The organism is Thioalkalivibrio sulfidiphilus HL-EbGr7 (genome assembly GCF_000021985.1).
Taxonomy (GTDB): domain Bacteria; phylum Pseudomonadota; class Gammaproteobacteria; order Ectothiorhodospirales; family Ectothiorhodospiraceae; genus Thioalkalivibrio_A; species Thioalkalivibrio_A sulfidiphilus.
Genome location: NC_011901.1, coordinates 2251070 through 2273220, shown reverse-complemented (window position 1 = coordinate 2273220; position 22151 = coordinate 2251070). Strand labels below are relative to the sequence as shown.

At 66.7% G+C, this 22151-nt stretch carries 21 protein-coding genes; 11 read left to right on the top strand and 10 right to left on the bottom strand.

Going from position 1 to position 22151, the window contains the following annotated elements:
• Window positions 1–106: 106 nt before the first annotated feature.
• The 4 genes from TGR7_RS10725 to TGR7_RS10710 all read right to left on the bottom strand — a co-directional run bounded on the left by TGR7_RS10725 (window position 107) and on the right by TGR7_RS10710 (window position 3815).
• Window positions 107–1312, bottom strand: a complete 1206-nt coding sequence (locus TGR7_RS10725) for a serine hydrolase domain-containing protein (protein ID WP_012638701.1) — start codon at window positions 1310–1312, stop codon at window positions 107–109.
• A 132-nt stretch (window positions 1313–1444) separates the two neighbouring features.
• Window positions 1445–1876 (bottom strand): hypothetical protein, encoded by a 432-nt coding sequence (locus tag TGR7_RS10720; RefSeq protein ID WP_012638700.1) that lies wholly within the window; start codon window positions 1874–1876, stop codon window positions 1445–1447.
• A complete protein-coding gene (locus TGR7_RS10715) occupies window positions 1873–2316 on the bottom strand; it encodes a DNA polymerase III subunit chi (RefSeq protein ID WP_012638699.1) in 444 nt (147 codons plus the stop codon). Before TGR7_RS10715 ends, TGR7_RS10720 begins: the two co-directional genes overlap by 4 nt.
• A gap of 8 nt (window positions 2317–2324) precedes the next feature.
• Window positions 2325–3815, bottom strand: coding sequence for a leucyl aminopeptidase (locus tag TGR7_RS10710; protein WP_012638698.1), 1491 nt, complete (start codon window positions 3813–3815; stop codon window positions 2325–2327).
• A gap of 184 nt (window positions 3816–3999) precedes the next feature.
• Here TGR7_RS10710 and lptF point away from each other — a divergent pair, with 184 nt between their 5' ends.
• Window positions 4000–5103 carry an LPS export ABC transporter permease LptF gene (gene lptF, locus TGR7_RS10705; RefSeq protein WP_012638697.1) on the top strand — a complete coding sequence of 368 codons (1104 nt, stop codon included), beginning with the start codon at window positions 4000–4002 and terminating at the stop codon, window positions 5101–5103.
• On the top strand, window positions 5100–6161 hold the full coding sequence (gene lptG / locus TGR7_RS10700; protein WP_012638696.1) for an LPS export ABC transporter permease LptG: 1062 nt from the start codon (window positions 5100–5102) through the stop codon (window positions 6159–6161). Before lptF ends, lptG begins: the two co-directional genes overlap by 4 nt.
• An 82-nt stretch (window positions 6162–6243) precedes the next feature.
• Here the strand turns inward: lptG and TGR7_RS10695 are convergent, their stop codons facing one another.
• Window positions 6244–6741: an RDD family protein gene (locus tag TGR7_RS10695; RefSeq protein ID WP_012638695.1), complete on the bottom strand. Its 498-nt coding sequence runs from the start codon at window positions 6739–6741 to the stop codon at window positions 6244–6246.
• Window positions 6742–6997: 256 nt separating this feature from the next.
• Here TGR7_RS10695 and TGR7_RS10690 point away from each other — a divergent pair, with 256 nt between their 5' ends.
• The 4 genes from TGR7_RS10690 to TGR7_RS10675 all read left to right on the top strand — a co-directional run bounded on the left by TGR7_RS10690 (window position 6998) and on the right by TGR7_RS10675 (window position 8522).
• Window positions 6998–7354, top strand: coding sequence for a DUF2173 family protein (locus TGR7_RS10690; RefSeq protein ID WP_012638694.1), 357 nt, complete (start codon window positions 6998–7000; stop codon window positions 7352–7354).
• Between the two features lie 70 nt (window positions 7355–7424).
• The gene (locus tag TGR7_RS10685) at window positions 7425–7763 is read left to right on the top strand and encodes a DUF2173 family protein (protein WP_012638693.1); all 339 of its coding nucleotides are present in this window, start codon (window positions 7425–7427) and stop codon (window positions 7761–7763) included.
• A 10-nt stretch (window positions 7764–7773) separates the two neighbouring features.
• Window positions 7774–8106 carry a DUF2173 family protein gene (locus TGR7_RS10680; protein WP_012638692.1) on the top strand — a complete coding sequence of 111 codons (333 nt, stop codon included), beginning with the start codon at window positions 7774–7776 and terminating at the stop codon, window positions 8104–8106.
• Between the two features lie 35 nt (window positions 8107–8141).
• Window positions 8142–8522, top strand: coding sequence for a PilZ domain-containing protein (locus tag TGR7_RS10675; RefSeq protein ID WP_012638691.1), 381 nt, complete (start codon window positions 8142–8144; stop codon window positions 8520–8522).
• 98 nt (window positions 8523–8620) lie between these two features.
• Here the strand turns inward: TGR7_RS10675 and moeA are convergent, their stop codons facing one another.
• The 3 genes from moeA to mobA form a co-directional block, all read right to left on the bottom strand.
• Window positions 8621–9889 carry a molybdopterin molybdotransferase MoeA gene (moeA, locus tag TGR7_RS10670; RefSeq protein WP_012638690.1) on the bottom strand — a complete coding sequence of 423 codons (1269 nt, stop codon included), beginning with the start codon at window positions 9887–9889 and terminating at the stop codon, window positions 8621–8623.
• Between the two features lie 19 nt (window positions 9890–9908).
• A complete protein-coding gene (gene mobB / locus TGR7_RS10665) occupies window positions 9909–10454 on the bottom strand; it encodes a molybdopterin-guanine dinucleotide biosynthesis protein B (protein ID WP_012638689.1) in 546 nt (181 codons plus the stop codon).
• 218 nt (window positions 10455–10672) lie between these two features.
• Window positions 10673–11251 (bottom strand): molybdenum cofactor guanylyltransferase MobA, encoded by a 579-nt coding sequence (gene mobA / locus TGR7_RS10660; RefSeq protein ID WP_012638688.1) that lies wholly within the window; start codon window positions 11249–11251, stop codon window positions 10673–10675.
• A 62-nt stretch (window positions 11252–11313) separates the two neighbouring features.
• Between mobA and TGR7_RS10655 the strand changes: the two genes are divergently transcribed.
• From TGR7_RS10655 to TGR7_RS10640, 4 genes are all read left to right on the top strand, one after another.
• Window positions 11314–12792 (top strand): NfeD family protein, encoded by a 1479-nt coding sequence (locus tag TGR7_RS10655; protein WP_041441655.1) that lies wholly within the window; start codon window positions 11314–11316, stop codon window positions 12790–12792.
• A complete protein-coding gene (locus TGR7_RS10650; RefSeq protein ID WP_012638686.1) occupies window positions 12789–13544 on the top strand; it encodes a slipin family protein in 756 nt (251 codons plus the stop codon). Before TGR7_RS10655 ends, TGR7_RS10650 begins: the two co-directional genes overlap by 4 nt.
• Window positions 13545–13695: 151 nt before the next feature.
• Window positions 13696–14622 (top strand): site-specific tyrosine recombinase XerD, encoded by a 927-nt coding sequence (gene xerD / locus TGR7_RS10645; RefSeq protein ID WP_012638685.1) that lies wholly within the window; start codon window positions 13696–13698, stop codon window positions 14620–14622.
• Between the two features lie 147 nt (window positions 14623–14769).
• Entirely contained in the window at window positions 14770–15495 is a 726-nt protein-coding gene (locus TGR7_RS10640) for a DsbC family protein (protein WP_012638684.1), read from the top strand.
• A gap of 101 nt (window positions 15496–15596) precedes the next feature.
• Here the strand turns inward: TGR7_RS10640 and trxA are convergent, their stop codons facing one another.
• A complete protein-coding gene (gene trxA / locus TGR7_RS10635; RefSeq protein WP_012638683.1) occupies window positions 15597–16457 on the bottom strand; it encodes a thioredoxin in 861 nt (286 codons plus the stop codon).
• 161 nt (window positions 16458–16618) lie between these two features.
• Window positions 16619–20020: a UvrD-helicase domain-containing protein gene (locus TGR7_RS10630; RefSeq protein WP_041441650.1), complete on the bottom strand. Its 3402-nt coding sequence runs from the start codon at window positions 20018–20020 to the stop codon at window positions 16619–16621.
• 170 nt (window positions 20021–20190) lie between these two features.
• On the opposite strand from TGR7_RS10630, the gene parE reads away from it, so the two are divergent.
• Window positions 20191–22083, top strand: coding sequence for a DNA topoisomerase IV subunit B (gene parE, locus TGR7_RS10625; protein WP_041441647.1), 1893 nt, complete (start codon window positions 20191–20193; stop codon window positions 22081–22083).
• Window positions 22084–22151: the final 68 nt, after the last annotated feature.

The following is a 22151-nucleotide window of genomic DNA, read 5'->3' as shown; positions in this document are numbered from 1 at the left end:
GGCATCCGGGGGCTTGGGTTCGCGGGACACAGTCGCGGGCCGAGAGTGGCTGGCGACGGGCCGAAAGCCCGCCATTATAGCGAAAGCCTGCCGGGGTTTGGCGGGCTCAGCCGCCGCTGATGGCCAGGCGGTACTCCGCCGGGGATGCCGGGGACAGGGCAGGCGGCCGGGCGGCGCGGGCGGGTTCCGCGTAGAGCTCCACCGCGCGGCGCAACAGCCAGTTGCCGTAGTGTTCCACGCTGCGGAAACGGTTGGTGAGCACGATCACGCCCACCTCGTGCCGGGGCGAGAAGCCCATGTAGCTGGAATAGCCCCCCAGGGCGCCGGTATGCCAGACCACGTCGCCTACCGGCCCCATGGGGCGCACGTGCCAGCCGATGCCCACGGCCTGGTCCCAGGTGTCCAGTACCCGCTGGGGCATCTGCATCTCCGTGAGACTGCCGGAGGCCACGGGCAGGATGCCGTGGCTGCCGGCCCGCATGTGCAGCGCCAGGAAGCGCGCGAGATCCTCCACGGTGGAGTAGAGGCCTCCCGCGGCCTCCATGGCGCCCATGTCCCATTCCCGCTCCCGCACCTGGCCGTCGCGCAGGCTGTAGCCCACCGCGACACGCTGGGGATGGACCTCGAGGGCGTTCATCAGGGTGTCGTGCATGCCCAGGGGCTCCAGCAGGTGACGCCTGAGCAGGGTCTCGTAGCTGGCGCCGCCGGCCTGCTCCAGGGCAATGCCGATCAGGCCGTAGCCGGCGTTGGAGTAGTTGTACCAGCGGCCGGTGGGGGAGATGAGCAGGGTCTGGTTTACGCCTGCATAGAAACGGGCGCGGTCGTAGCCCTCGAAGGGGTTGTTGTCGTGGCGGGGCAGGTTGTCCGGGTTGCGGGGCAGTCCGGAGGTATGGGTGGCCAGATGCCGGAAGGTGATCTGCCGGGCGCCGCGAGGGTCGGAGGGCAGGTGGATGATGCCGGGCAGATAGTCGCTCACCGGGTCGTCCAGGGACAGGTAGCCCCCGTCGCGCAGGCTCACCATCAGGGACGCGGTGATGACCTTGGTGAGAGAGCCGATGCGATACAGGGTGTCAGGGGAGGCCGGGATGCCCGCTTCCTGATCCGCGTAGCCCAGGCTTTTCAGGTAGACGGGTGCGCCCCGATGGACGATGCCGATGCTCAGGCTTGGGTAGCCCTCGGCCGCCCGCTCGATCTCCAGGGCCTGTTCCAGGGCGCGCAGGCGTTCATCGAGGTCAAGCCGGTCGGTATCGCTCCAGGCAAGGCCCGGAACGAGCAGCAGGCACAACATCCACAGAGACCATCGCCTGAACATGGGCGCCACCTCCTTCCTGGCCGGTTCGGCACGCACCCTCAACTGCAAGTGTAGAGTATGACAGGAAGGTTGCAGTTCCCCGGCCTGATCGGCGGCGTCGGGAGGACGAAGGAAGGTAGCCTGGTAAGGAGATCAGGTGCGCTGGCCGCCGGCCTCATCGGCCTCGGTGAGACTGGCCATTACGGCACGCACCAGCTGTTCGCGCAGCTGGGGCAACTGGGCTGACAGGGCGGCATCCACGGCCTGCTCGATGCCTGCGCGCAAGGCCTCGAGGTCCCGGGCCGGCGGTGCATCAGGAGCGGCCTTGGGTGTTGCGGGCGGCGCTGCGGGGGCCAGGGATTCCAGCAGGCCCGGCGGGGCCAGGGACAGGGACGGCTCGTCCAAGGCCTCCAGGGAGAAGTCGATGTCCAGGTCCGGGGGCAGGGTCCCCGGCGACGGCACGACGGGTTCTGTGGGCGGCGGCAGCGTGCCCGGCGGGCTGCTGTCCTGGGTCCTGGGCCGGGCGGCCGGCTTGACCACCTGGGTCAGGGTGGGGATATGCGGGTCTTCCGGTCCCTGGGTCACGGCTGTGTTCCTGCTGAGGCGCCGAGGCGGTGGTGGGAGAGATCGTAGCCCCGGTCCTTGTAGAAACGGTAGCGTTCCCGGCCCGCGTCCCGGATGGCCGGGTCCTGGTTGACGATCTCGGCCACCCGTTCGAAGCGGCTGAAGAACAGGGGCACCTGGGTGTCCAGGTTCACCAGGATGTCGCCGGCGTTCTGGGGCTCCTGATCATGGCAGATCTGCACCGGGCATTCGGCGTCCTCGCCTTCCACCTGGTGAGGGATGAAGCTCACGTCCCGGAAGGTCCACAGCAGGTCATCCAGCTGCATCGACAGGGCCCTGGAGCCGGTGTGCACGTGGATGCGATGACCCAGGCCGTAGGCCTTGCCGATCAGCCGGCAGGCGGTGCGCAGGCGCTGGCCGGGGTCGGTGTCGTCGAGGACGTAGAAGTCGATGCGCGTCATCGGGTTGCTCAGGAGGCCTTGTTGAGCAGGTACTGCATCAGCAGGGGGACGGGGCGGCCGGTGGCGCCTTTTTCCTTGCCGCTCTTCCAGGCCACGCCGGCGATGTCCAGGTGCGCCCACTTGTACTTCTTGGTGAAGCGCGACAGGAAGCAGGCGGCGGTGATGGTGCCGGCGGGGCGGCCGCCGATGTTGGCCATGTCGGCGAAGTTGCTCTTGAGCTGCTCCTGGTACTCGTCCCACAGGGGCAGTTCCCAGGCCCGGTCGTAGCTCTGCTTGCCGGCGCCGAGCAGGTCGTTGGCCAGCGGGCTGTGGTTGCTCAGCAGGCCCGTGGCCTGGTGGCCCAGGGCGATGATGCAGGCGCCGGTCAGGGTGGCGATGTCGATCACCACGTCCGGGTCGAAGCGCTCCACGTAGGAGAGGGCGTCACACAGCACGAGGCGGCCCTCGGCGTCGGTGTTGAGGATCTCGATGGTCTGGCCGGACATGCTGGTCACCACGTCGCCGGGCCGGGTGGCCTTGCCATCGGGCATGTTCTCGGCGGCGGCCACCACGCCCACCAGGTTGATGGGCAGCATCATCTCGGCCACGGCCTTCATGACACCGAGCACGCTGGCGGCACCGCACATGTCGAACTTCATCTCGTCCATCTCGGCTCCGGGCTTGAGCGAGATGCCGCCGGTGTCGAAGGTGATGCCCTTGCCGACCAGCACCACGGGCTTGGCGTCCTTCCTGCCGCCCCGGTATTCCAGGGTGATCAGTTTGGCGGGCTGCTCACTGCCCCGGGAGACCGAAAGCAGGGCGCCCATGCCGAGCTTCTCCATGTCCGCCTCTTCCAGGATCTCCACCTTGAGGCCCTTGTAGGTCTTCTTGAGCTGCAGGGCCTGCTCGGCCAGATAAGTTGGGTTGCAGATGTTGCCGGGCAGGTTGGCGAGATCCCGGGTGAGCTTGGTGCCCACGCTGATGGCCGTGGCCACGCGCACAGCATCCTCGCCGGGGAGCAGGTCGGCGCGGGAGGGCACGCTCAGGATGATGCGCTTGAGCGGGCGCTGGGTGTCCTCCTTCTTGCTCTTGAGCTGCTGGAAGCTGTAGAGGCTGTCCTGGGTGATCGTCACCGCCTGGCTGATCTTCCACAGGGTGTCGCGTCCCTTCACCGGCAGATCCGTGAGATAATTGACCGCCTCCACGGCGCCGCTCTTGTTCACCGTCCGGGCGACGGTGGCGATGACGCTGCGGTAGGCGGGCTCGTCGAAGTCCCGTTCCTTGCCGCAGCCCACCAGCAGGACGCGTTCGCACAGGGTGTTGGGCAGGTTGTACAGCCACAGGGTCTGGCCCTTCTCGCCGTCCATGTCGCCGCGGCGCAGGATGGTGGACAGGGCACCGCCGCTGGCCTTGTCCAGGACGCGGGCGGCGGAGGACAGCTTGCGGCGATCGAATACGCCCACGACCACGCAGGCGCTGCGCTGTTTTTCCGGATTGCCACTCTTGACTGAAAATTCCATGCCGTTCCTCGGGTATGCTGGTGGGGTTTCGCGGCTTCGGCGCTAGATCGCCGGCTCGCTCAATGAGGTCCGATCATTCTATGAAAGTTCCCTGTGCATCACCATGGCAGATCACCGGCCGCAGCCGTTTCGGGCTGCAGCGGGGGCGTGCTTGAGCCAGACGGCAGGCACGCTCGGCGGCCGGTTGCGGCCCAGCATCCTGACCCGCTACCTGGTCAGGGAGGTGCTGCTGACCCAGGCGGCGGTGACCCTGGTGCTGCTGCTCATCATCGTGGGCGGTACCGTGGCGCGCATGCTGCGCGAGGCCGCCGAGGGGCGCATCCCTGCCGATGTGCTGCTGCCCATGGTGGCCCTGGGTTCCGTGCGCGGCCTGATCCTGCTGCTGCCGGTATCCCTGTTCCTGGCCCTGATGCTGAGCCTGGGGCGGCTCTACAAGGACAGCGAGATGGCGGCCATGAAGGCCTGCGGGGTCGGGCCCGAGCAACTCTATCGCGCCATCGCCTGGATGACCGTACCGCTGTTGGTCATGCTCACGGTGCTGGTGTTCTGGGGTTCGCCCCTGGCTTCCCAGGGCATCGACCAGATCCGCATAGATGCCGAGCAGCGTTCCGACCTGGTGGGCATCGCGCCCGGGCGGTTCACCGAGTCCAGGGCCACCGGCCAGGTGTTCTTCATCGAGGGCCTGGCCGGGGACGGCAACACCATGCGCGGCGTGTTCATCCGCTCCCGGGGTCCCGAGGGCGATGAGGTGGTGACGGCGCGCCGGGGGGAGACCCGGGTGGACCCGCTGACCGGCCAGCGCTACCTGGTACTCCATGACGGTTACCGCTACCGGGGCGCACCCGGCAGCCAGGAATTCCATATCCTGGCCTTCGAGACCCACGGCCTGCGCGTGCCGGATCCCACGGGTTCCACCCGGCGCGGCAAGGTGGACAGCCTGTCCACCGCCGAGCTCTGGCAGTCCACGAACCTGAGCCACCGCGCCGAGCTGCACTGGCGCATCGCCATGCCCGTGTCCATGGTGCTGCTGGCGGCCCTGGCACTGCCCCTGTCGCATACCAGCAATCCCCGCTCGGGGCGCTTCGGCAAGCTCACTGCCGCCATCGGCGTGTACATCCTGTATGCCAATTTCCTGATCCTGTCCAAGTCCTGGTTCGCCTCGGGCCAGACCCCCGCCTGGCTCGGCATGTGGTGGGTGCATGGCCTGTTGCTGGCGCTCATCCTGGTGCTGCTCTGGCGACAGCGGGGCATCGGCCGGCGTCGCGCACGGCGCGAGGCCCTGGCATGAAGCGCCTGGACGCCTACATCGCCCGCAATGTCATGGGCGGCACCCTCCTGGCCATGCTGGTGCTGGGCGGGCTCGACACCCTGTTCGCCTTCATCGCGGAGCTGGACGAGATCGGGCGCAACGATTACGGGTTGATCCAGGCGGTGGTGTACACGGCGCTGACGGTGCCCAGGCGGGTCTACGAACTGTTTCCCACCAGCGTGCTGCTGGGCAGCCTGCTGAGCCTCGGGGCCCTGGCCGCCAACAGCGAGCTGACCGCCATGCGCGCCGCCGGCGTGCCCATCGCGGGCATCGTGCGCTCGGTGCTGCGCGCGGGTCTGATGATGCTGGTGGTGGTGGTCCTGCTGGGCGAGGCGGTGGCGCCGATGAGCGAACAGCGTGCCCAGACCATCAAGAGCCAGGCCAGCGGCGAGGAGATGTACCGGGGTTCGGCCGGTCTGTGGGCCAAGGACGGGCAGCGTTTCATCCAGGTGGGCGTGGTCATGCCGGACCTGCGCCTGCTGGACCTGAGCATCTATGAACTGGACGCGGAGCGGCGTCTGAGCTCCATGCTGCGGGCCGGTTCCGCCAGTTATCAGAACGGCGCCTGGATCCTCAGGGACATTGAACGCAGTCACCTGGGCGAGGCGGGCGTGACCGGCGAGCACGTGGACGAGGAGCGCTGGCCCCGGCTGCTGGCCCCCGAGCTGTTCAGCGTGCTGGCCGTGGAGCCGCGCCAGATGGCGGCCACGACCCTGGCCCAGTACGTGACCTACCTGCGCGAGAATGACCTGGATTCCGCCAGTTTCGAACTGGCCTTCTGGATGCGCTTCACCACGCCCCTGTCCAGCCTGGTGATGCTGCTGCTGGCGGTACCCTTCGTGTTCGGCTCCCTGCGCACCGGAGGCGCCGGCCAGCGGCTGTTCATCGGCCTGCTCATCGGCGTGGGCTTCCACCTGCTCAACCGCACCCTCAACCACATGGGCCTGGTCTACGGCCTGCCCCCCATGCTCAGCGCCACCCTGCCCACCCTGATCTTCTTCGCCGTGGCGATGCTGGCGCTGAGGCGGGTCAGGTGAAGTCGAGTAATTCAAGATTCAAGATTCAAAATTCAAAGGGATTGGCAGTTTTGCTTTGAATTTTGAATCTTGAATCTTGAATTCACTTTACCCTCACCAGCCGTGTCCCCGACAGCCTGTCGTGCAGCATCAGTCGTTGCGGGTCCCGCCGTGCCAGCATCAGGCCGATCATCACCAGGCCGGCCAGGGGCAGGGCGGCCAGCCACCAGCCTTTGACATAGAGTGCGATGGCCGCCAGCACCACGATCCACTGGGCCAGGGCCACGGCGAAACGGATGGCAGCCTGGCGCCAGTCAGCCCGGCCGCCGTCCATGTCCACCAGACGCACATGCCAGGCCTGCATGCCTAAGGTCTGGCCGGCAGGGCGGGTCCAGAACCAGCCCAGGAAGGCGAAGGCCAGCAGGGGAACGTACAGATGGATGGCCATAAACAGGGGGTGGTCCTCGGTGATGGCGAAGGGTGCCACGATCAGGAACTCCGCCACCATGAGCAGGGCGATGAGCAGCAGGCCGTCGTAGAGCATGGCGCCGAAACGGCGAGGCAGTCCGACCGGGGTGACGAGTGGGGCGTCAGCAGACATGGAGGCTCCGGGAAGATATTCGGGGTCCGCCCTCGGGAACCCCATCAATTTTTTCAATGAAACCTATGGATTTCATGGCGCGATGCCAGAACCTGTGTTAAAGACTTGTTGCAAGCAGGTTCAATAACCGCATCGCGGCCCCGATCCAGGGGCTTTGGAGCGCAGATTATACCCAGAGTGCCCCGGGGCCGCGTCGCCCCGGAGGCACCACGCTCCGGACGGTGCAGGGACAGGCACACAGGGGGAGGGACGAGTCATGGGGTTGATTGGCGATCTCATGGGGCTGCCGGGTGTCCTGGCGGCGGGGGAATATTCCTACCGGGGCGACCGGTTCTCCTACGAAGGACAGATGACACCGGAGATGGCGCGCATGGCCTCGATCATGTGCCGCGCAACCCACATGGGCGTGCACATGGAGTGCGACATGCTGGGGGTCTTCTGTCCCGGCTGCGGCCTGGTGCCCTCACGGGGCTGGGCGGTCCGGGGTCCCGATTTCAGCGTCTGCGTCATGGCCAACGTGTTCTGCTTCGCGGACAACACGGTGGGTTCCATGAACCGCATCCTCAAGCTCATGCACGAATCCCTGGATCATGCCTCACGGGAGATGATCTGAAGGATTCGAACGCCATCCGCCGGGGCGACCCGGAGTCCCATGTCTCTGTCACTCCACGGGAGATCCTTACATGCAGGAATTGTCTTCGCTCATGACCCTATCCGGTGCCATCGCCGCGTTCCAGTTCACCGATCAGGGCGAACTGCTCAGCCATCAGATTGCCCCGGGGGCCGAGATGGACGAGATAGCCCTGGACATGTTGAGCCATGTCTGCGTGGCCAACATCTCGCTCGCCTCCATGCAGGCGCGGGGCTGGGAGGGGCTCACGGGCATGAATGGTTTCTATCCCATCGAGGGCTTCACCCTGATCGGCATGGACTGGACCGCCGTGGTCAATGGTCATCGGGGCGTGGTGCTGCGCAACGACAAGGGCGACATCGAAGCCGCCTACGCCGCCCTGGCCGGTTGAGGGACGCGCCATGATCAAGCGTCTGCTCGCCCTGGACGGGGTGATGGTGGTGGTGCGATTCAGGGATGACGGCCAGTTCGTGGAGGGGTATGGTTTGCTGGACGCCCAGAACATGCAACGGCTGGCCCGCTTCGCCCATGATTACAAGCGCTTCACCCAGGGCAATGCCGATCAGTTCTCCATGTTCACCCGCCTGCCGGGCTGGACGCCCCCCCGGGGCTGGATCGTGCGCGGGCGCACCCACTCCGCCTGCTGCATCGGCAGCGTGGCCTGTCTGGTGGCCAACGGCGAGGCCTCTCTCAAGGAGGTCATGCGTGAACTGGACGAGGTGTCGCATTTCTGAACCATCCATAACACGATGACAGAGGAAGACATTCAGTGACGCAATCCGGCAGCAGCGAACGACGCCATTTCCACCGCATCAGCTTCGAGGGCGTGGCCTATTTCGAATGCGACGGCAGTGAGCATCGGGTGCGATTGCTGGACCTCTCCCTGCATGGCGCCCTGGTGAATCTCGAAAGCGAAGAGCAGGGCGACACGGCCCTGGAAGGCAGTCACTGCCGCTTGCGTGTTCCGCTCTCCCCGGACCTGGACATCCATCTCGACACCCGCATCGCACGGGTCACCGGCAGTGAGCTGGGACTGGCGGTCGAGCGCCTGGACCTGGACAGCGCCCAGCATCTCAAGCGCCTGGTGGAACTGAACCTGGGCGATGACGAACTGCTGCACAGGGACCTGGCGGCGCTGTTTGAGAGCTAATTCAAGATTCAAGATTCAAAATTCAAAATTCAAAATTCAAAGGTGGGCATGTTTACCCTTTGAATCTTGAATCTTGAATTTTGAATCTTGAATTAGCCTCAAAGGTGCCCCTCCAGCGGCATCACCTCCACCATCTCACCCGCCTCCACGTCCCCCGCTTCCCGGGGAATGACGATGAAGGCATTGGCCCGGCTCATGGAACTGAGCACGTGGGAGCCCTGCAGGCCCGTGGTGCCTACCACCAGTTCGCCGTGCGCGTCCCGGGACAAGATGCCCCGCTGGTAGTCGGTGCGGCCCGGCACCTTGCGCAGGCGGTTTTCGCAGCGGGCGCGTACCGTGAGGGGCGCCGCGGGCGCCATGCCCATGAGCTGCTGCAGGGCAGGGCGCACGAACAGGATGAAGGTGGCCATGGTGGACACCGGGTTGCCGGGCAGGCCGAAGAACACGGCCTTGCCCAGGCTGCCGAAGGCGAGCGGCCGGCCGGGCTTCATGGCGATCTTCCAGAAATCGATGCGCCCCAGGTTTTCCAGGGTCTGCTTGACGAAGTCCGCATCCCCCACCGACACGCCGCCGGTGGTGATCACCATGTCCGCCATGTCCCGGGCTTCCTGGAAGGCCTGCAGGATGGCCTCGGGCTGATCGGGGATCACGCCCAGGTCGCGGATCTCCACGTCCAGGCGCCTGAGCAGGGCATAAAGGGTGTGCCGGTTGCTGTCGTAGATCTGTCCGGGCCCCAGGGGCTGACCGATGCCGCAGAGCTCGTCGCCGGTGGAGAAGTAGGCCACCACCGGACGCCGGCGCACGTCCACCTCGGCGATGCCCTGGGAGGCCAGCAGGCCCAGGTCTGCGGCGTTCACCCGCCGCCCGGCCGCGAGCACCACATCGCCCCGCTTCACGTCCTGACCCGGCAGGCGCACGTTGTCGCCCGCCTGGGTGTCGGCCAGCAGCGTGACCTGGTCTCCCTCGACGCTCACCCGTTCCTGCATCACCACCGTATCCGCGCCCTCCGGGACCACCGCCCCGGTCATGATGCGCACGCACTCGCCGGACCTGACCGTGCCCGGATAGGGGTGGCCCGCCAGGGACTGACCCACCACCCGAAACCGGGGCTCGCCGCCGGTACCCAGATCGCTGCCGGCGAAGGCATAGCCGTCCATGGCCGCGTTGCGTTCCGGCGGCACGTCCAGGGCGGCCAGCACGTCCCGAGCCAGGACCCGGTTGAGTGCGTCGCGCAGCAGCACCCGCTCGCTGCCCGTCACGGGCCGGCACAGGGCCTGGATGTTGGCCAGGGCCTGCTCCACGGTCTGGGAGTGGGGATCGAACTCGTCCATGCAGGACGGGGCGGGCTGGGTTCTGGTCTCGGTCATGGCAGGTCGTCTGGGTTGGTCAGGTCAGTTCGCGGTGCCATTGTAGAACAAAGTCCCGGATCGCCCCGAGGTCGTTCAGATCCAGCAGCGGACGGTCGCAGTCCCGGCCCAGGGGCGCGTCGCAGGCCACGGCGAAGATGTCCGTGTCTTCGGGGAACATCAGCGGCTTGCCGAGGCTCGGTCGGTGCAGCTCGATCTTGGGGAAGTGTTCATGCTTGAAACCCTCCACCAGCACCAGGTCGGCGCGCTGTGGATCCAGTTGCATCAGCAGATCCTGCAGGCGCGGATCGGCGGGCGGATCGAACTCGGTCATCAGCGCCATGCGCCGGTCCGATGCGATCAGCATCTGCGTGGCCCCCGCCTTGCGCAGCTCGTAGCTGTCCTTGCCCGGCTTGTCCACGTCGAAGTCGTGATGAGCGTGCTTGACCATGCTGATACGCAGGCCCTGTTCCCGCAGCATGGGAATGAGTTGTGTCAGCAGGGTGGTCTTGCCGGTGCCGCTGTAGGCAGCAAAGCCCAGCACGGGCAGGGAACAGCGGACGGGTTCTGTGATCTCTTGGCCCATGTGAAGCATGCCTTGTGTTGGTCAGTATTCGTGCCGAATCATATCAGGCGGTGAGGACAGCGTTGCTTGGCGGTCTTTCTAAGGCAAGGATCGAAAAGCACACTGCGAAGGACGCGAAGGTCTGCGCGAAGGCCGCAAGATTTTTTTTCAAGATGTGTCTTTGCGTCCTTGGCGAGAACTTTGCGCCCTTTGCGTGCCGGCTTTTGAATGTACGGCCATCAGCCCTGGTGCGCCGCCAGCTCCTCGGGCGTGTTGAGGTTGGCGAAGGCCTCGGGGTAGTCGGAGAAATCCACTTCCACGTGGGCGTGATCCCGCATCCAGCGGCCCACCGCCAGCCGGCCGGCGGCGATGTCGGCATCCAGTTCCGGCAGGAGGGAGCGGTGTAGCAGGGCGAACAGCGGTTGCATACGCTCACCGTCGTGGGGCAGGGCGATCAGGGCCTCCGGGGCGTTTGACAGGGCATCTGTCAGGCGCTGCACCAGGCACGTCGGCAGTGCGGGGGTGTCGCAGGGCACGCACTGGACCCAGTCCGTGTCCGCATGGCGCAGCACGGCGGCCATGCCTGCCAGGGGGCCGGGATACTCGTCGTGGTGGTCGCTGACTACCGGGTAGCCAAAGGCCTCATAGTCCGTGCGGTTGCGATTGGCGTTGACGAGCAGACTGCTCACCTGCGGACGCAGTCGCTCGATCACGTGCTCTACGAGAGGCCTGCCATTGAGCAACAGCAAGCCCTTGTCTTCCCCACCCATGCGCATGCCCCGGCCGCCGGCCAGGATGGCGCCGGTGATGTCTGACATGGAATGATTCTCTGCAGGCATGGTCAGAAGTGATTCACGGAGGGGATGCTATGATAACTGCCATGGGTGCCAATCGATACGCACGGATGTTCCGCCTGGGGGTCTGGGCCCTGTTGCTCATCCTCGGCGCGGTCCTTGCGTTTGCCGCCACCGGCGAGGATCGTCAGCGCAGCGCGCTGCTGCTGGACATCGACGGGGCCATCGGACCGGCCACCAGCGACTATGTCGTGCGTGGTCTGAAGCAGGCCCGGGACGAGGGCGCCGAACTGGTGATCCTGCGCATGGACACGCCGGGCGGTCTGGACACCGCCATGCGCGAGATGATCAAGGAGATCCTCGCCTCCCCGGTGCCCGTGGCCACCTACGTGGCCCCCGCCGGCTCCCGTGCCGCCAGTGCGGGCACCTACATCCTCTACGCCAGCCATATCGCCGCCATGGCGCCGGCCACCAACCTGGGTTCTGCCACCCCGGTGGCCATCGGCGGCATGCCCGGCATGCCCGACGAGCAGCCGCAACGCGATGACAGGAGTCGCGACAGGGAGGACAAGGAGACCAAGGAGACCAAGGACAAAGAGGCCGAGGCAGGCGATGCCGCCGAGGAAAGACCCGCGGAGCCCCGGCGCGGCACCAGCCCCATGGAGCGCAAGGTGCTGGAAGACGCCGTGGCCTACATCAAGGGGCTGGCGGAGCGCCACGGGCGAAACGCCGAGTGGGCCGAGCAGGCGGTGCGCGAGGCCGTCAACCTGACCTACTCCGAGGCCCTGGCACTGAACGTCATCGACGTGGTGGCCGAGAGCGTGGAGGATCTGCTCAAGCAGATCCACGGACGCACCGTGAAGATGGATGTGGGCACCCGGGTGCTGAACACGGAAAACCTGCAGGTGATCCAGGTGGAGCCCGACTGGCGCAGCCGCCTGTTGTCGGTGATCACCAACCCCAACATCGCCTACATCCTCATGATGGTGGGCATCTACGGCATCATCTTCGAGCTGGCCAATCCCGGCAACATCTTCCCCGGCGTGGTGGGCGCCATCTGCCTGGTGCTGGCGCTCTATGCCTTCCAGGTGCTGCCCATCAACTATGCAGGCCTTGCGCTCATCATTCTCGGCGTCGTATTGATGATCGCCGAGGCCTTCGTGCCCAGTTTCGGCATACTCGGATTCGGCGGCATCGCCGCCTTCGTGGTGGGATCGATCATCCTGATGGACGAGACAACACTCAGCATTTCCATACCCCTGATCGGCGGCACGGCCCTGGTGTCCGCCGCCTTCTTCATCTGGGTGCTCAGTCGGCTGGTGGCCATCCGCCGGCGCAAGGTGGTCACCGGTGAAGAGGAGATGATCGGCATGGAAGGCACCGCGATGGACGAGTTCGTCGGTAACCGGGGCCGTGTCTGGCTGCACAGCGAGACCTGGTCCGCGGAGTCCCCCCTGCCCGTGGCCAAGGACGAGCGGGTGCGGGTCGTCGGTATGCAGGGCCTGCTGCTCAAGGTTGAACCGATTACGGAACACACTGAAACCCACAAAGGAGCTGCCACATGATTGCCTATCTGGTACCCCTGGCCCTGGTACTGGGCCTGCTGGTCATGTCCATCCGGATCCTTCCGGAGTACGAGCGTGGCGTGATCTTTTTTCTGGGAAGGTTTCAGGGAGTGAAGGGACCGGGTCTGATCATCGTCATCCCGGGCATCCAGCAGATGGTGCGGGTGGACCTGCGTATCATCACCCTGGACGTGCCCAGTCAGGACGTGATCTCCCAGGACAACGTGACCGTGCGGGTCAACGCGGTGCTGTACTTCCGGGTCATGGAGCCGGCCAAGGCCATCATCCAGGTGGAGGACTACTACGCCGCCACCAGCCAGCTGGCCCAGACCACCCTGCGTTCCGTGCTCGGCAAGCATGATCTGGACGAGATGCTCTCCGAACGCGACAAGCTCAACCAGGACATCCAGGAAATCCTCGACAAGCAGACGGATTCCTGGGGCATCAAGGTCACCAACGTGGAGATCAAGCACGTGGACCTCAACGAGAGCATGATCCGCGCCATCGCCCGGCAGGCGGAGGCCGAGCGTGAACGTCGCGCCAAGGTGATCCACGCCGAGGGCGAACTGCAGGCCGCCGAGAAGCTGTCCGAGGCCGCCGAGATCATCGGTCGCCAGCCTGCCGCCCTGCAGCTGCGCTACCTGCAGACCATGAGCGACATGTCCACCAAGACCGGCTCCTCAACGGTGTTCTTCCCGCTGCCGATGGAGCTGGGGGACATATTCAAGGCGTTGCAGAAAGGTGCGAAGTAAGGCGAATCAAGTGGGAAGTGGGAATTGGGAAGTCGGAACTGAAGTGTGAAGTGCGAACTAGAAAGTCGGAAGTCAGTTCTTTTTCTTCCCACTTCCAATTTCCTACTTCCTACTTCCTACTTCCCACTTCCCACTTCGAACTTCATCCCTGATGTCCGCTTTCACTACCGGCCCGGACACTGCCCCGCCTTCCACCCTGGCTATCGACGCCTTCCTCGACGCCATCTGGGCGGAGCACGGCCTGAGCGATCACACCCTGGCCGCCTACCGGGCGGATCTCATGGCACTGGCCCGCTGGCTGGGGCCCCGGGGCAAACGGGTGGAGCAGGCGGACCGTGGCGACCTGCTGGCCTACCTGTCACACCGGGTGGCCGGTGGTGCCCGGCCCCGGTCCACCGCGCGTCTGCTGTCCAGTCTGAGGCGTTTCTACCGCCACCAGGTGCGCGACGGGCGGCGCCAGGACGATCCCACCGCCCAGATCGATTCCCCCAAGCTGGGCCGGCCCCTGCCGGACACCCTGAGCGAGACGGACGTGGAGGCCCTGCTGGCATCCCCGGACACCGACACCGACCTGGGGCTGCGCGACCGGGCCATGCTGGAACTGCTCTACGCCACCGGGCTTCGGGTCTCGGAGCTGGTGGGGCTTCGGGTGGACCAGGTGAACCTGCGCCACGGGGTGGTGCGCACCCTGGGCAAGGGCAGCAAGGAGCGCCTGGTGCCCCTGGGCGAGGAGGCCTCCGTCTGGGTGGAGCGTTACCTCGGTGCTGCCCGCCCGGCGCTGCTGGCGGGGCAGGGGGCCTGCGACGACCTGTTCGTCACCCGCCGGGGCGGGGCCATGACCCGTCAGGCCTTCTGGCACCTGCTGCGCCGCTATGCCGCCCAGGCCGGCATTCACAAGCATCTCTCGCCCCACACCCTGCGTCATGCCTTCGCCACCCACCTGCTCAACCACGGCGCCGACCTGCGCGTGGTGCAGATGCTGCTGGGCCACAGCGACCTGTCCACCACCCAGATCTACACCCACGTGGCCCGGGCAAGACTCAAGGAGCTGCACGGCAAACACCACCCGAGAGGGTAAGTGGGCAGTGCGAATCGGGAAGTGAGAAGTTGGGCCCATTTCCCACTTCTCAATTCTTACTTCTCACTTCGGAGTGAATTTTTGTCATCATTGCGCGTCTTATACGCATCCGATCTTCTTTTTGACCCCCACTCAAGGTTCCATTTCATGCTCAAGACCCTGTCCAAACTCTTGCCGGCCGTGGCCCTTTCTCTGGCCGTGGTGTCCCATGCAGTCCTTGCCCAAACCGCAGAGGAACGCCTCAAGGACCTGATCCCCGGGGTGACGGCGGATGCCGTCAAGGAAAGCCCGGTGGCCGGGCTCTACGAAGTGCGCTATGGCACCCAGATCTTCTACGCCACCGGCGACGGCCAGTATGTCCTGCAGGGCAACCTGGTGGAGATGGCCACCCGTACCAATCTGACCGAGGCCAGCCGCACCGAGGCCCGCAAGGTGGTGATGGAGGCCCAGGACGAGTCCCGCATGGTGGTCTATGCCCCCAAGGGCGAGGTCAAGCACACCATCACGGTGTTCACCGATGCCGACTGCACCTTCTGCCGCCGCATGCACGCGGAGATGGAACAGATCAACGATCTGGGCATCAAGGTGCGCTACCTGCTGTTCCCGCGCACCGGCGTGGACTCCCCCAGCTACCGCAAGGCGGTGGGCATCTGGTGTGCCGACGACCGCAACCACGCCATGGACGAGGCCAAGCTGGGCAAGGACATCCCTGTGAAGAACTGCGACAACCCGGTGCAGGCCCACATGCTCCTGGGTGAGCAGGTCGGCGTGCAGGGCACCCCGGCCATCGTCCTGGAAGGCGGCCAGATGCTGCCCGGCTACCGCCCGGCCAACGAGCTGGCGGCGATCCTGGAGCAGGTTGCCAGGAAGTAGGCAGGGTGAATTGGGAAGTGCGAAGTTAGCAGCAAAAAGGCGAGCCATGGCTCGCCTTTTTGCATTTCAGTTCCGACTTCCCAATTCACACTTCCCGCTTCTCAATATAAGAGGCTCACCATCTTCCTCCGGTATTCCTTCACCAGCGGGTGCTGGGCGCCCAGCAGTTCGAAGGCGGCCAGCAGGCCCTTGTGGCCGGCCTCGTCGGCGTACTTGCGGTGCTTCTGCATGAGCCTGAGCAGCAGGGACAGCGCCGCCTCGTAGTCTTCCGACAGGATCCTCGCCGCCGCCACCCGGTGCAGGGCCTCCGGGTTGTCGCCGGCCTCGACCTGCGCCTCCAGTTTCTGCAATTCCTCGCCCCGTGCGGCCACCCGGGCGAACTGCACCAGGGCCTCCAGGCGCTGGACCTCCTCTTCCTGGTGCAGGTCCATGGGCAGGGTCTTCAGGGTCTCGTCCGCCTCGTCGGCCCGGCCCAGGGCCATCAGGGCACGGGCGATGTCGATCTTGATGGCCTGGTTGTCCGCGTCCTCTGCCAGGGCCGCTTGCAGAGACGCCAGGGCGCCCTCGGCATCACCGGCCGCCAGCTGGGCCTGGGCGGTCGCGCGCTGTTTGTCCGAGGGGCGGGGCAGGTGTTTCTCCAGCAGGGCGCGGATGGTGGATTCCGGCTGAACGCCCATGAACTGGTCAACCGGCTTGCCGTGGCGGAACAGCATCACCGTGGGCAGGCTGCGGATGCCGTAGCGGCTCGCCAGGGCCTGCTGCTCGTCGGAATTGATCTTGGCCAGGATGAAGCGTCCGCCGTAGGCCGCGGCCAGCTTCGCCAGCACCGGCATGAGCATCTGGCAGGGCTGGCACCAGGCGGCCCAGAAGTCCACCAGCACCGGACGCTCCCGGGAACCCTCCAGCACCACCTGGTCGAAGTTGGCCTGGGTGACGTCGAAGATGTAGGGGGCGTCGGGCATGGGGATGGTTCCTCCTGTTCGGGGTGAAGTGGGTCAATCCGGATAGATTGGGATGGTATGGGGATGATTCAAGATTCAACATTCAAGATTCAAAGGGTAGGAGGCTCCAGAATGGGCCCACCGACCCCCTTTGAATTTTGAATCTTGAATCTTGAATTCACTCATACGAGCGCCCGCAGGTGGGTGAACAGCAGCCGGGCCTCCACCGTCCTGCCGGGCCAGAGCCTGCGCACGCCCTCGGCGTACAGCGCCATGGGGGCGGCATAGACCTCGGCCACCTGCCGGGCGGCGGCCTCGTCGGCCACCCGGTGGGTCTTGTAGTCGACGAGCAGGATGCGCTCGCGGCCGACCCGCAGACGATCGATGATGCCATACACGGTGCGTCCGTCGGCGGCGGTGTACTGCAGGGGAACCTCGCAGTAATCCACACAGTCGGGCGCTGGGGCGAACACCGCCGCGAGGCCGGGCTCGGCCAGCACCGCGCGGGCCTCGCCAAGCCATTCCCCCAGATCGGGATGGCCGGGGTCCAGGCCCAGTTCGGCGGCCAGGCGCCGGATCAGGGCCGCGTCGCTGTCCCGCATGCCTCCTGCCAGCCATTCCAGCAGGCGGTGAATGCCCACGCCCCGCAGGCGGGCGTCCTCGTCGCCATCCTCCCGCTCCCCCTCGGCATAGCCCGCGGCCGCCCGGCTGGGGGCGATCTCCCGTTCCGGCGCGGCGCACTCCAGGCGCCGGTTGAGGCCCTCGGGGACCTGCGCCGCCGGCGGTGTCGCGACAGCCTGCTCTGCGGCCACGGGCGGCGTGCCGGCCTCGTGCACCCAGCTGCCGTCCTCCGCGAAGCGGCCGGGCACACCCGTATCCAGCTCTTCGCTGACCGCCTCCGGGGCGATGGCCTCGCGAATGCGGGCGTACCAGCCGCCGTCACCCTTGCCGCGGGCGCTGGCGCTGACGATCAGGACCTGCCGGGCCCGGGTCAGGGCCACGTAGAGCAGGTTGGCCTCCTCCCGCTCACGGGCGGTCTGGTGATGCGCCAGGGCCTGCCGGGTGAGGCTGTCCACGTCATCGCTCCTGGGCAGCAGTTGCATGAGCCGGGGGCGGGGTTCCCCGGCGGGCCATTGCACCAGGGGTTCGTAGGTCTTGTGGTCCCTGGGCACGGCGGCGGCATCGGCCAGGAATATCACCGGGGCCTCCAGGCCCTTTGAGGCGTGGATGGTCATGATGCGTACCCGCTGCTCGGCGCCGCGCACCGGCGGGGTGTCGGGGGCGGCGTCCGACCGGTCACGCAGGCCCCGCAGCCGGGCCAGGAAATGCACCAGGCTGGGGTAGCGGCCGCTGTCCACCTCCAGGGCCAGTTCCAGGAAGCGGATCAGGCTCGCCATCACCGTGGGCACCCGGTCCGCCCGGCTGCCGGCCTGGTAACGGGCGAGCACATTGCCGTCCAGGAAGATGCGGTCCAGCAGGTCGTGCACGGGCAGGGCGCCGCTCCATGCCCGCCATCGGGTGAGTTTGTCGGCCGCCCGTTTCAGGGCGCTGCCGGGCGGCAGGTCCGGGGCCAGCCGCTCCAGGCGCTCGTGCCAGGGGCCGGGTCCGGCATCCGCCAGGCGCTCCAGTTCCCGGTGCGTCACGTCGAACAGGGGCGAGCGCAGCACCTGGGCCAGGGCGAGATCGTCGTGGGGGGTGATGAGCACCCGCAGCAGGGCCTCCAGGTCGCGCACCTCCAGGTGATCCAGCAGTTCGCCCCGGGCGGCGCTCAGGTAGGGGATACCCGCATCTCGCAGGGCGTCCTCGATGGCGCCCACGTGGGTGCGGTTGCGTACCAGGATGGTGATGTCGCCGAAATGCATTGGCCGGGCTGATGCGCCCCGGCCCACCACCTGTCCGCCGTCGACCATCTCCCGGATGCGCGCGGCGATGCGCGCCCCCTCCCGGGCGTGCAGGCTTTCGCCCGGGTCGGGTCGGGGGGTGGTGAGCGGGTCGCGAAGGCCCTGGGATGCCGGCGTGTCCTCCTCGGTTTCCTGGTCCGCCTGGATCAGCGGCCAGACCTCCACCCGGCCCCACAGGTCCTTGAGGTGCGTGTCGTGGGGGTGGAAGCCGGGCAGGGCCGCGCGCAGGGCGGGGCAGGCGGTGAACACCCGGTTGACGAAGTCCATCACCGCGGGGCTCGAGCGCCAGGACCAGTCCAGGGTCTCGGGCCGGCCGTTCAGCCGCTCCTCGATCCAGCGGGCGGCGATCTCCTGCAGACGGGGGTCGGCGCGGCGGAAGCTGTAGATGGACTGCTTGGTGTCGCCCACCAGGAACACGCTGCGCCCCTGGCGTTCCCCGTGGGCGGCCAGTTCCTCCAGCAGGGGCAGGATCAGGCGCCACTGGGTGGGGTTGGTGTCCTGGAACTCGTCGATGAGCAGGTGCTCGATGCGGCTGTCCAGGCGGTACTGCACCCACAGGGCGTGGTCGCCGTGGTTGAGCAGTTGGTAGGCGCGCCACTCCAGGTCGGTGAAGTCCAGGGTGCGCAGCTCCTCCTTGAGGGCCTGGTAGTGTTCCAGGTAGCGCAGGCCGGCACTGAACCAGGCGCCGTTGAGGCGCAGGCTGTGCTGGCGGGCGAGCCCGTCCAGGGCCGCGAGCCAGCGCTCGCAGAGTGTGCCGTGCAGGGCCAGCAAGCGGTCCTCGGCGGCCTCGCCGCCCAGACGCTTGGCCTGGGCCGCGCTCTGCTTGCGGACCCGGGGGGTGTTTTTCTGGGTGAGCAGGGCGGCCCGGGCGGCCTCGAACAGGACACCGGTGTCCCCGATGGCCAGGGCATCGGCCAGGGCCTGTCCCAGGGGCTTGTCGGTGCTGGTGTTGCGTGCCAGCAGCGCGGCTAGATCGGTCAGGTCTGCGCGCGTGGCCGGGTCCAGGCAGTCGCCCCGGGGGTCGGCGTCCGGGTCCACCGCCAGGGCCTCGGTGATGCGTGCCCGGGCGAAGGCGAGGGGATCGGCCTCGTGTTCCGTCCAGGCCCACCAGTCCTCCCGGTGGGACAGGAATCCGTCCAGTGCCTTGCGCACGCTGTCCACGCTATTGAGTGTGGCGATGAGCGTCTCCAGGGCCCTGGCCACCGTGGCGTCCGGCGCCCGGGTGGCCTCGCTCACCAGGGCGTCCCAGGCCCGGTCCTGCAACTCCCGCTCATTGTCCGCCAGTTCAAACCCGGGCGGCACCCGGGCCTCCAGGGGGAAGCGGGCCAGCAGGTCCTGGCAGAAGGCGTGGAAGGTGGTGGCACGCACCGGGCGGTCCGCCAGCAGGGTCTGCTCGAACAGCCGCCGGGCCCGTTCCCGCACGGCATCGTCGACGCTCACCCCCATGTCCGCCAGTGCCCGGTCCAGGGCCGTGTCGTCCAGCGTCTGCCATTCCCGCAGCCGTTCCGTGAGCCGGCTCTGCATCTCGCCGGCCGCGAGCCGGGTGAAGGTCACCGCCAGGATGCCGTCGGGCCGGGCCCCGGCCAGCAGCAGGCGCAGGATGCGGGTGACCAGCAGGTAGGTCTTGCCGGAGCCGGCGGAGGCGAAGACGGAGATGTTGAGGCTGGGGTCGGTGGCGAGCATGAAGGACAGCGCTAGAGACAAGTGGCTAGATACAAGATACAAGAAAAAGACCTCCCGGGCGGGGTCTGACCTACCTCTTGTATCTTGTATCTTGTATCTTGTATCACCTTCATATTGTGCCCGGGCTTTCCCGGAGCCCCATGATCTTGGGTTTCAACCAGACACATCCAATGACCAACTCCTACAACGCCGCTGACATCGAAGTCCTCTCGGGTCTCGACCCGGTGCGCAAGCGCCCGGGCATGTACACGGACACCACCCGGCCCAATCACCTGGCCCAGGAGGTGATCGACAATTCCGTGGACGAGGCCATCGCGGGCCATGCGAAGAAGATCGACGTGGTGCTGCACAAGGACAATTCCCTGTCCGTGGCCGATGACGGGCGTGGCATGCCCGTGGACATGCACCCCAAGGAGAAGCGTCCCGGCGTGGAGGTGATCCTCTCCACCCTGCACGCGGGCGGCAAGTTCTCCGGCAAGAACTACCAGTTTTCCGGCGGCCTGCACGGCGTGGGTGTGTCGGTGGTCAACGCGCTCTCCAGGCACCTGGAGGTGTGGATCAAGCGCGACGGCCGCGAATACAACATGGCCTTCGCCGACGGCCACAAGAAGACCGACCTGGAAGTGGTGGGCGAGGTGGGCAGGCGCAACACCGGCACCACGCTGCGCTTCTGGCCCGATCCGAAATACTTCGATTCCCCCAAGTTCTCGGTGCCGCGGCTCAAGCACATCCTGCGCGCCAAGGCGGTGCTCTGCCCGGGGCTCGCGGTGAGCTTCTACGACGAGGTCACCGGTGAGCGGGTGGACTGGTGTTACCAGGCGGGCCTGCGGGACTACCTGGTGGAGGCGGTGGACGGCTTCGAGCGGGTCCCCGAGGAGCCCTTCATGGGGTCCATTGCGGGCCAGACCGAGGCCGCCGACTGGGCGGTGGTGTGGTTGCCCGAGGGCGGCGAGGCCGTGGCCGAGAGCTACGTGAACCTGATCCCCACGGCCCAGGGCGGGACCCACGTGAACGGCCTGCGCACCGGGCTCACCGACGCGGTGCGCGAGTTCTGCGAGTTCCGAAACCTCCTGCCCCGGGGCGTGAAGCTCACCCCCGAGGACGTCTGGGACCGGGTGGCCTACATCCTGTCCTTCAAGATGCAGGACCCCCAGTTCGCCGGCCAGACCAAGGAGCGTCTCTCCTCCCGGGAGGCGGCGCCGTTCGTCTCCGGGGTGGTCAAGGACGCATTCAGCCTGTGGCTCAATCAGCACCCGGCGGCCGGCGAGCGTATCGCCGAGCTGGCCATCAACAGCGCCCAGCGCCGCGCCCGCGCCGGCAAGAAGGTGGTGCGCAAGAAGCTCACCCAGGGCCCGACCCTGCCGGGCAAGCTGGCCGACTGCGCCAGCCAGGACCTGGCCCGCACCGAGCTGTTCCTGGTGGAGGGTGATTCCGCCGGCGGCTCCGCCAAGCAGGCCCGGGACCGGGAGTTTCAGGCCATCATGCCCCTGCGCGGCAAGATCCTGAACGCCTGGGAGGTGGAGGCGGACCAGGTGTTGGGGTCCCAGGAGATCCACGACATCAGCGTGGCCGTGGGCGTGGAGCCGGGCAACACGGAACTCAAGGATCTGCGCTACGGCAAGATCTGCATCCTGGCGGACGCCGACTCCGACGGCGCCCACATTGCCACCCTGCTGTGTGCCCTGTTCGTGCGCCACTTCCGGCCCCTGGTCGAGAAGGGCCACGTGTACGTGGCCATGCCGCCGCTGTTTCGCATCGATGTGGGCAAGGAGGTCTTCTACGCCCTCGATGAACACGAGAAGCAGGGCGTGCTGGAGCGCATCGAGGCGGAGAAGAAACGGGGCAAGGTCTCGGTCACCCGCTTCAAGGGCCTGGGCGAGATGAACCCCCTGCAGCTGCGCGAGACCACCATGGACCCGGACACCCGCCGCCTGGTGCAGCTCACCGTGGACGCGGGCGACGAAACCAACACCCTGCTGGACATGCTGCTGGCCAAGAAGCGCGCCGCCGACCGCAAGAGCTGGCTTGAGAGCAAAGGGCACCTGGCCGAGGTGGAGGTTTGAGATGGGAACCGCGACGCAAAGACGCGAAGGCGCAAAGGAGCGCAATGAATTGTCGGAATAAACAAATC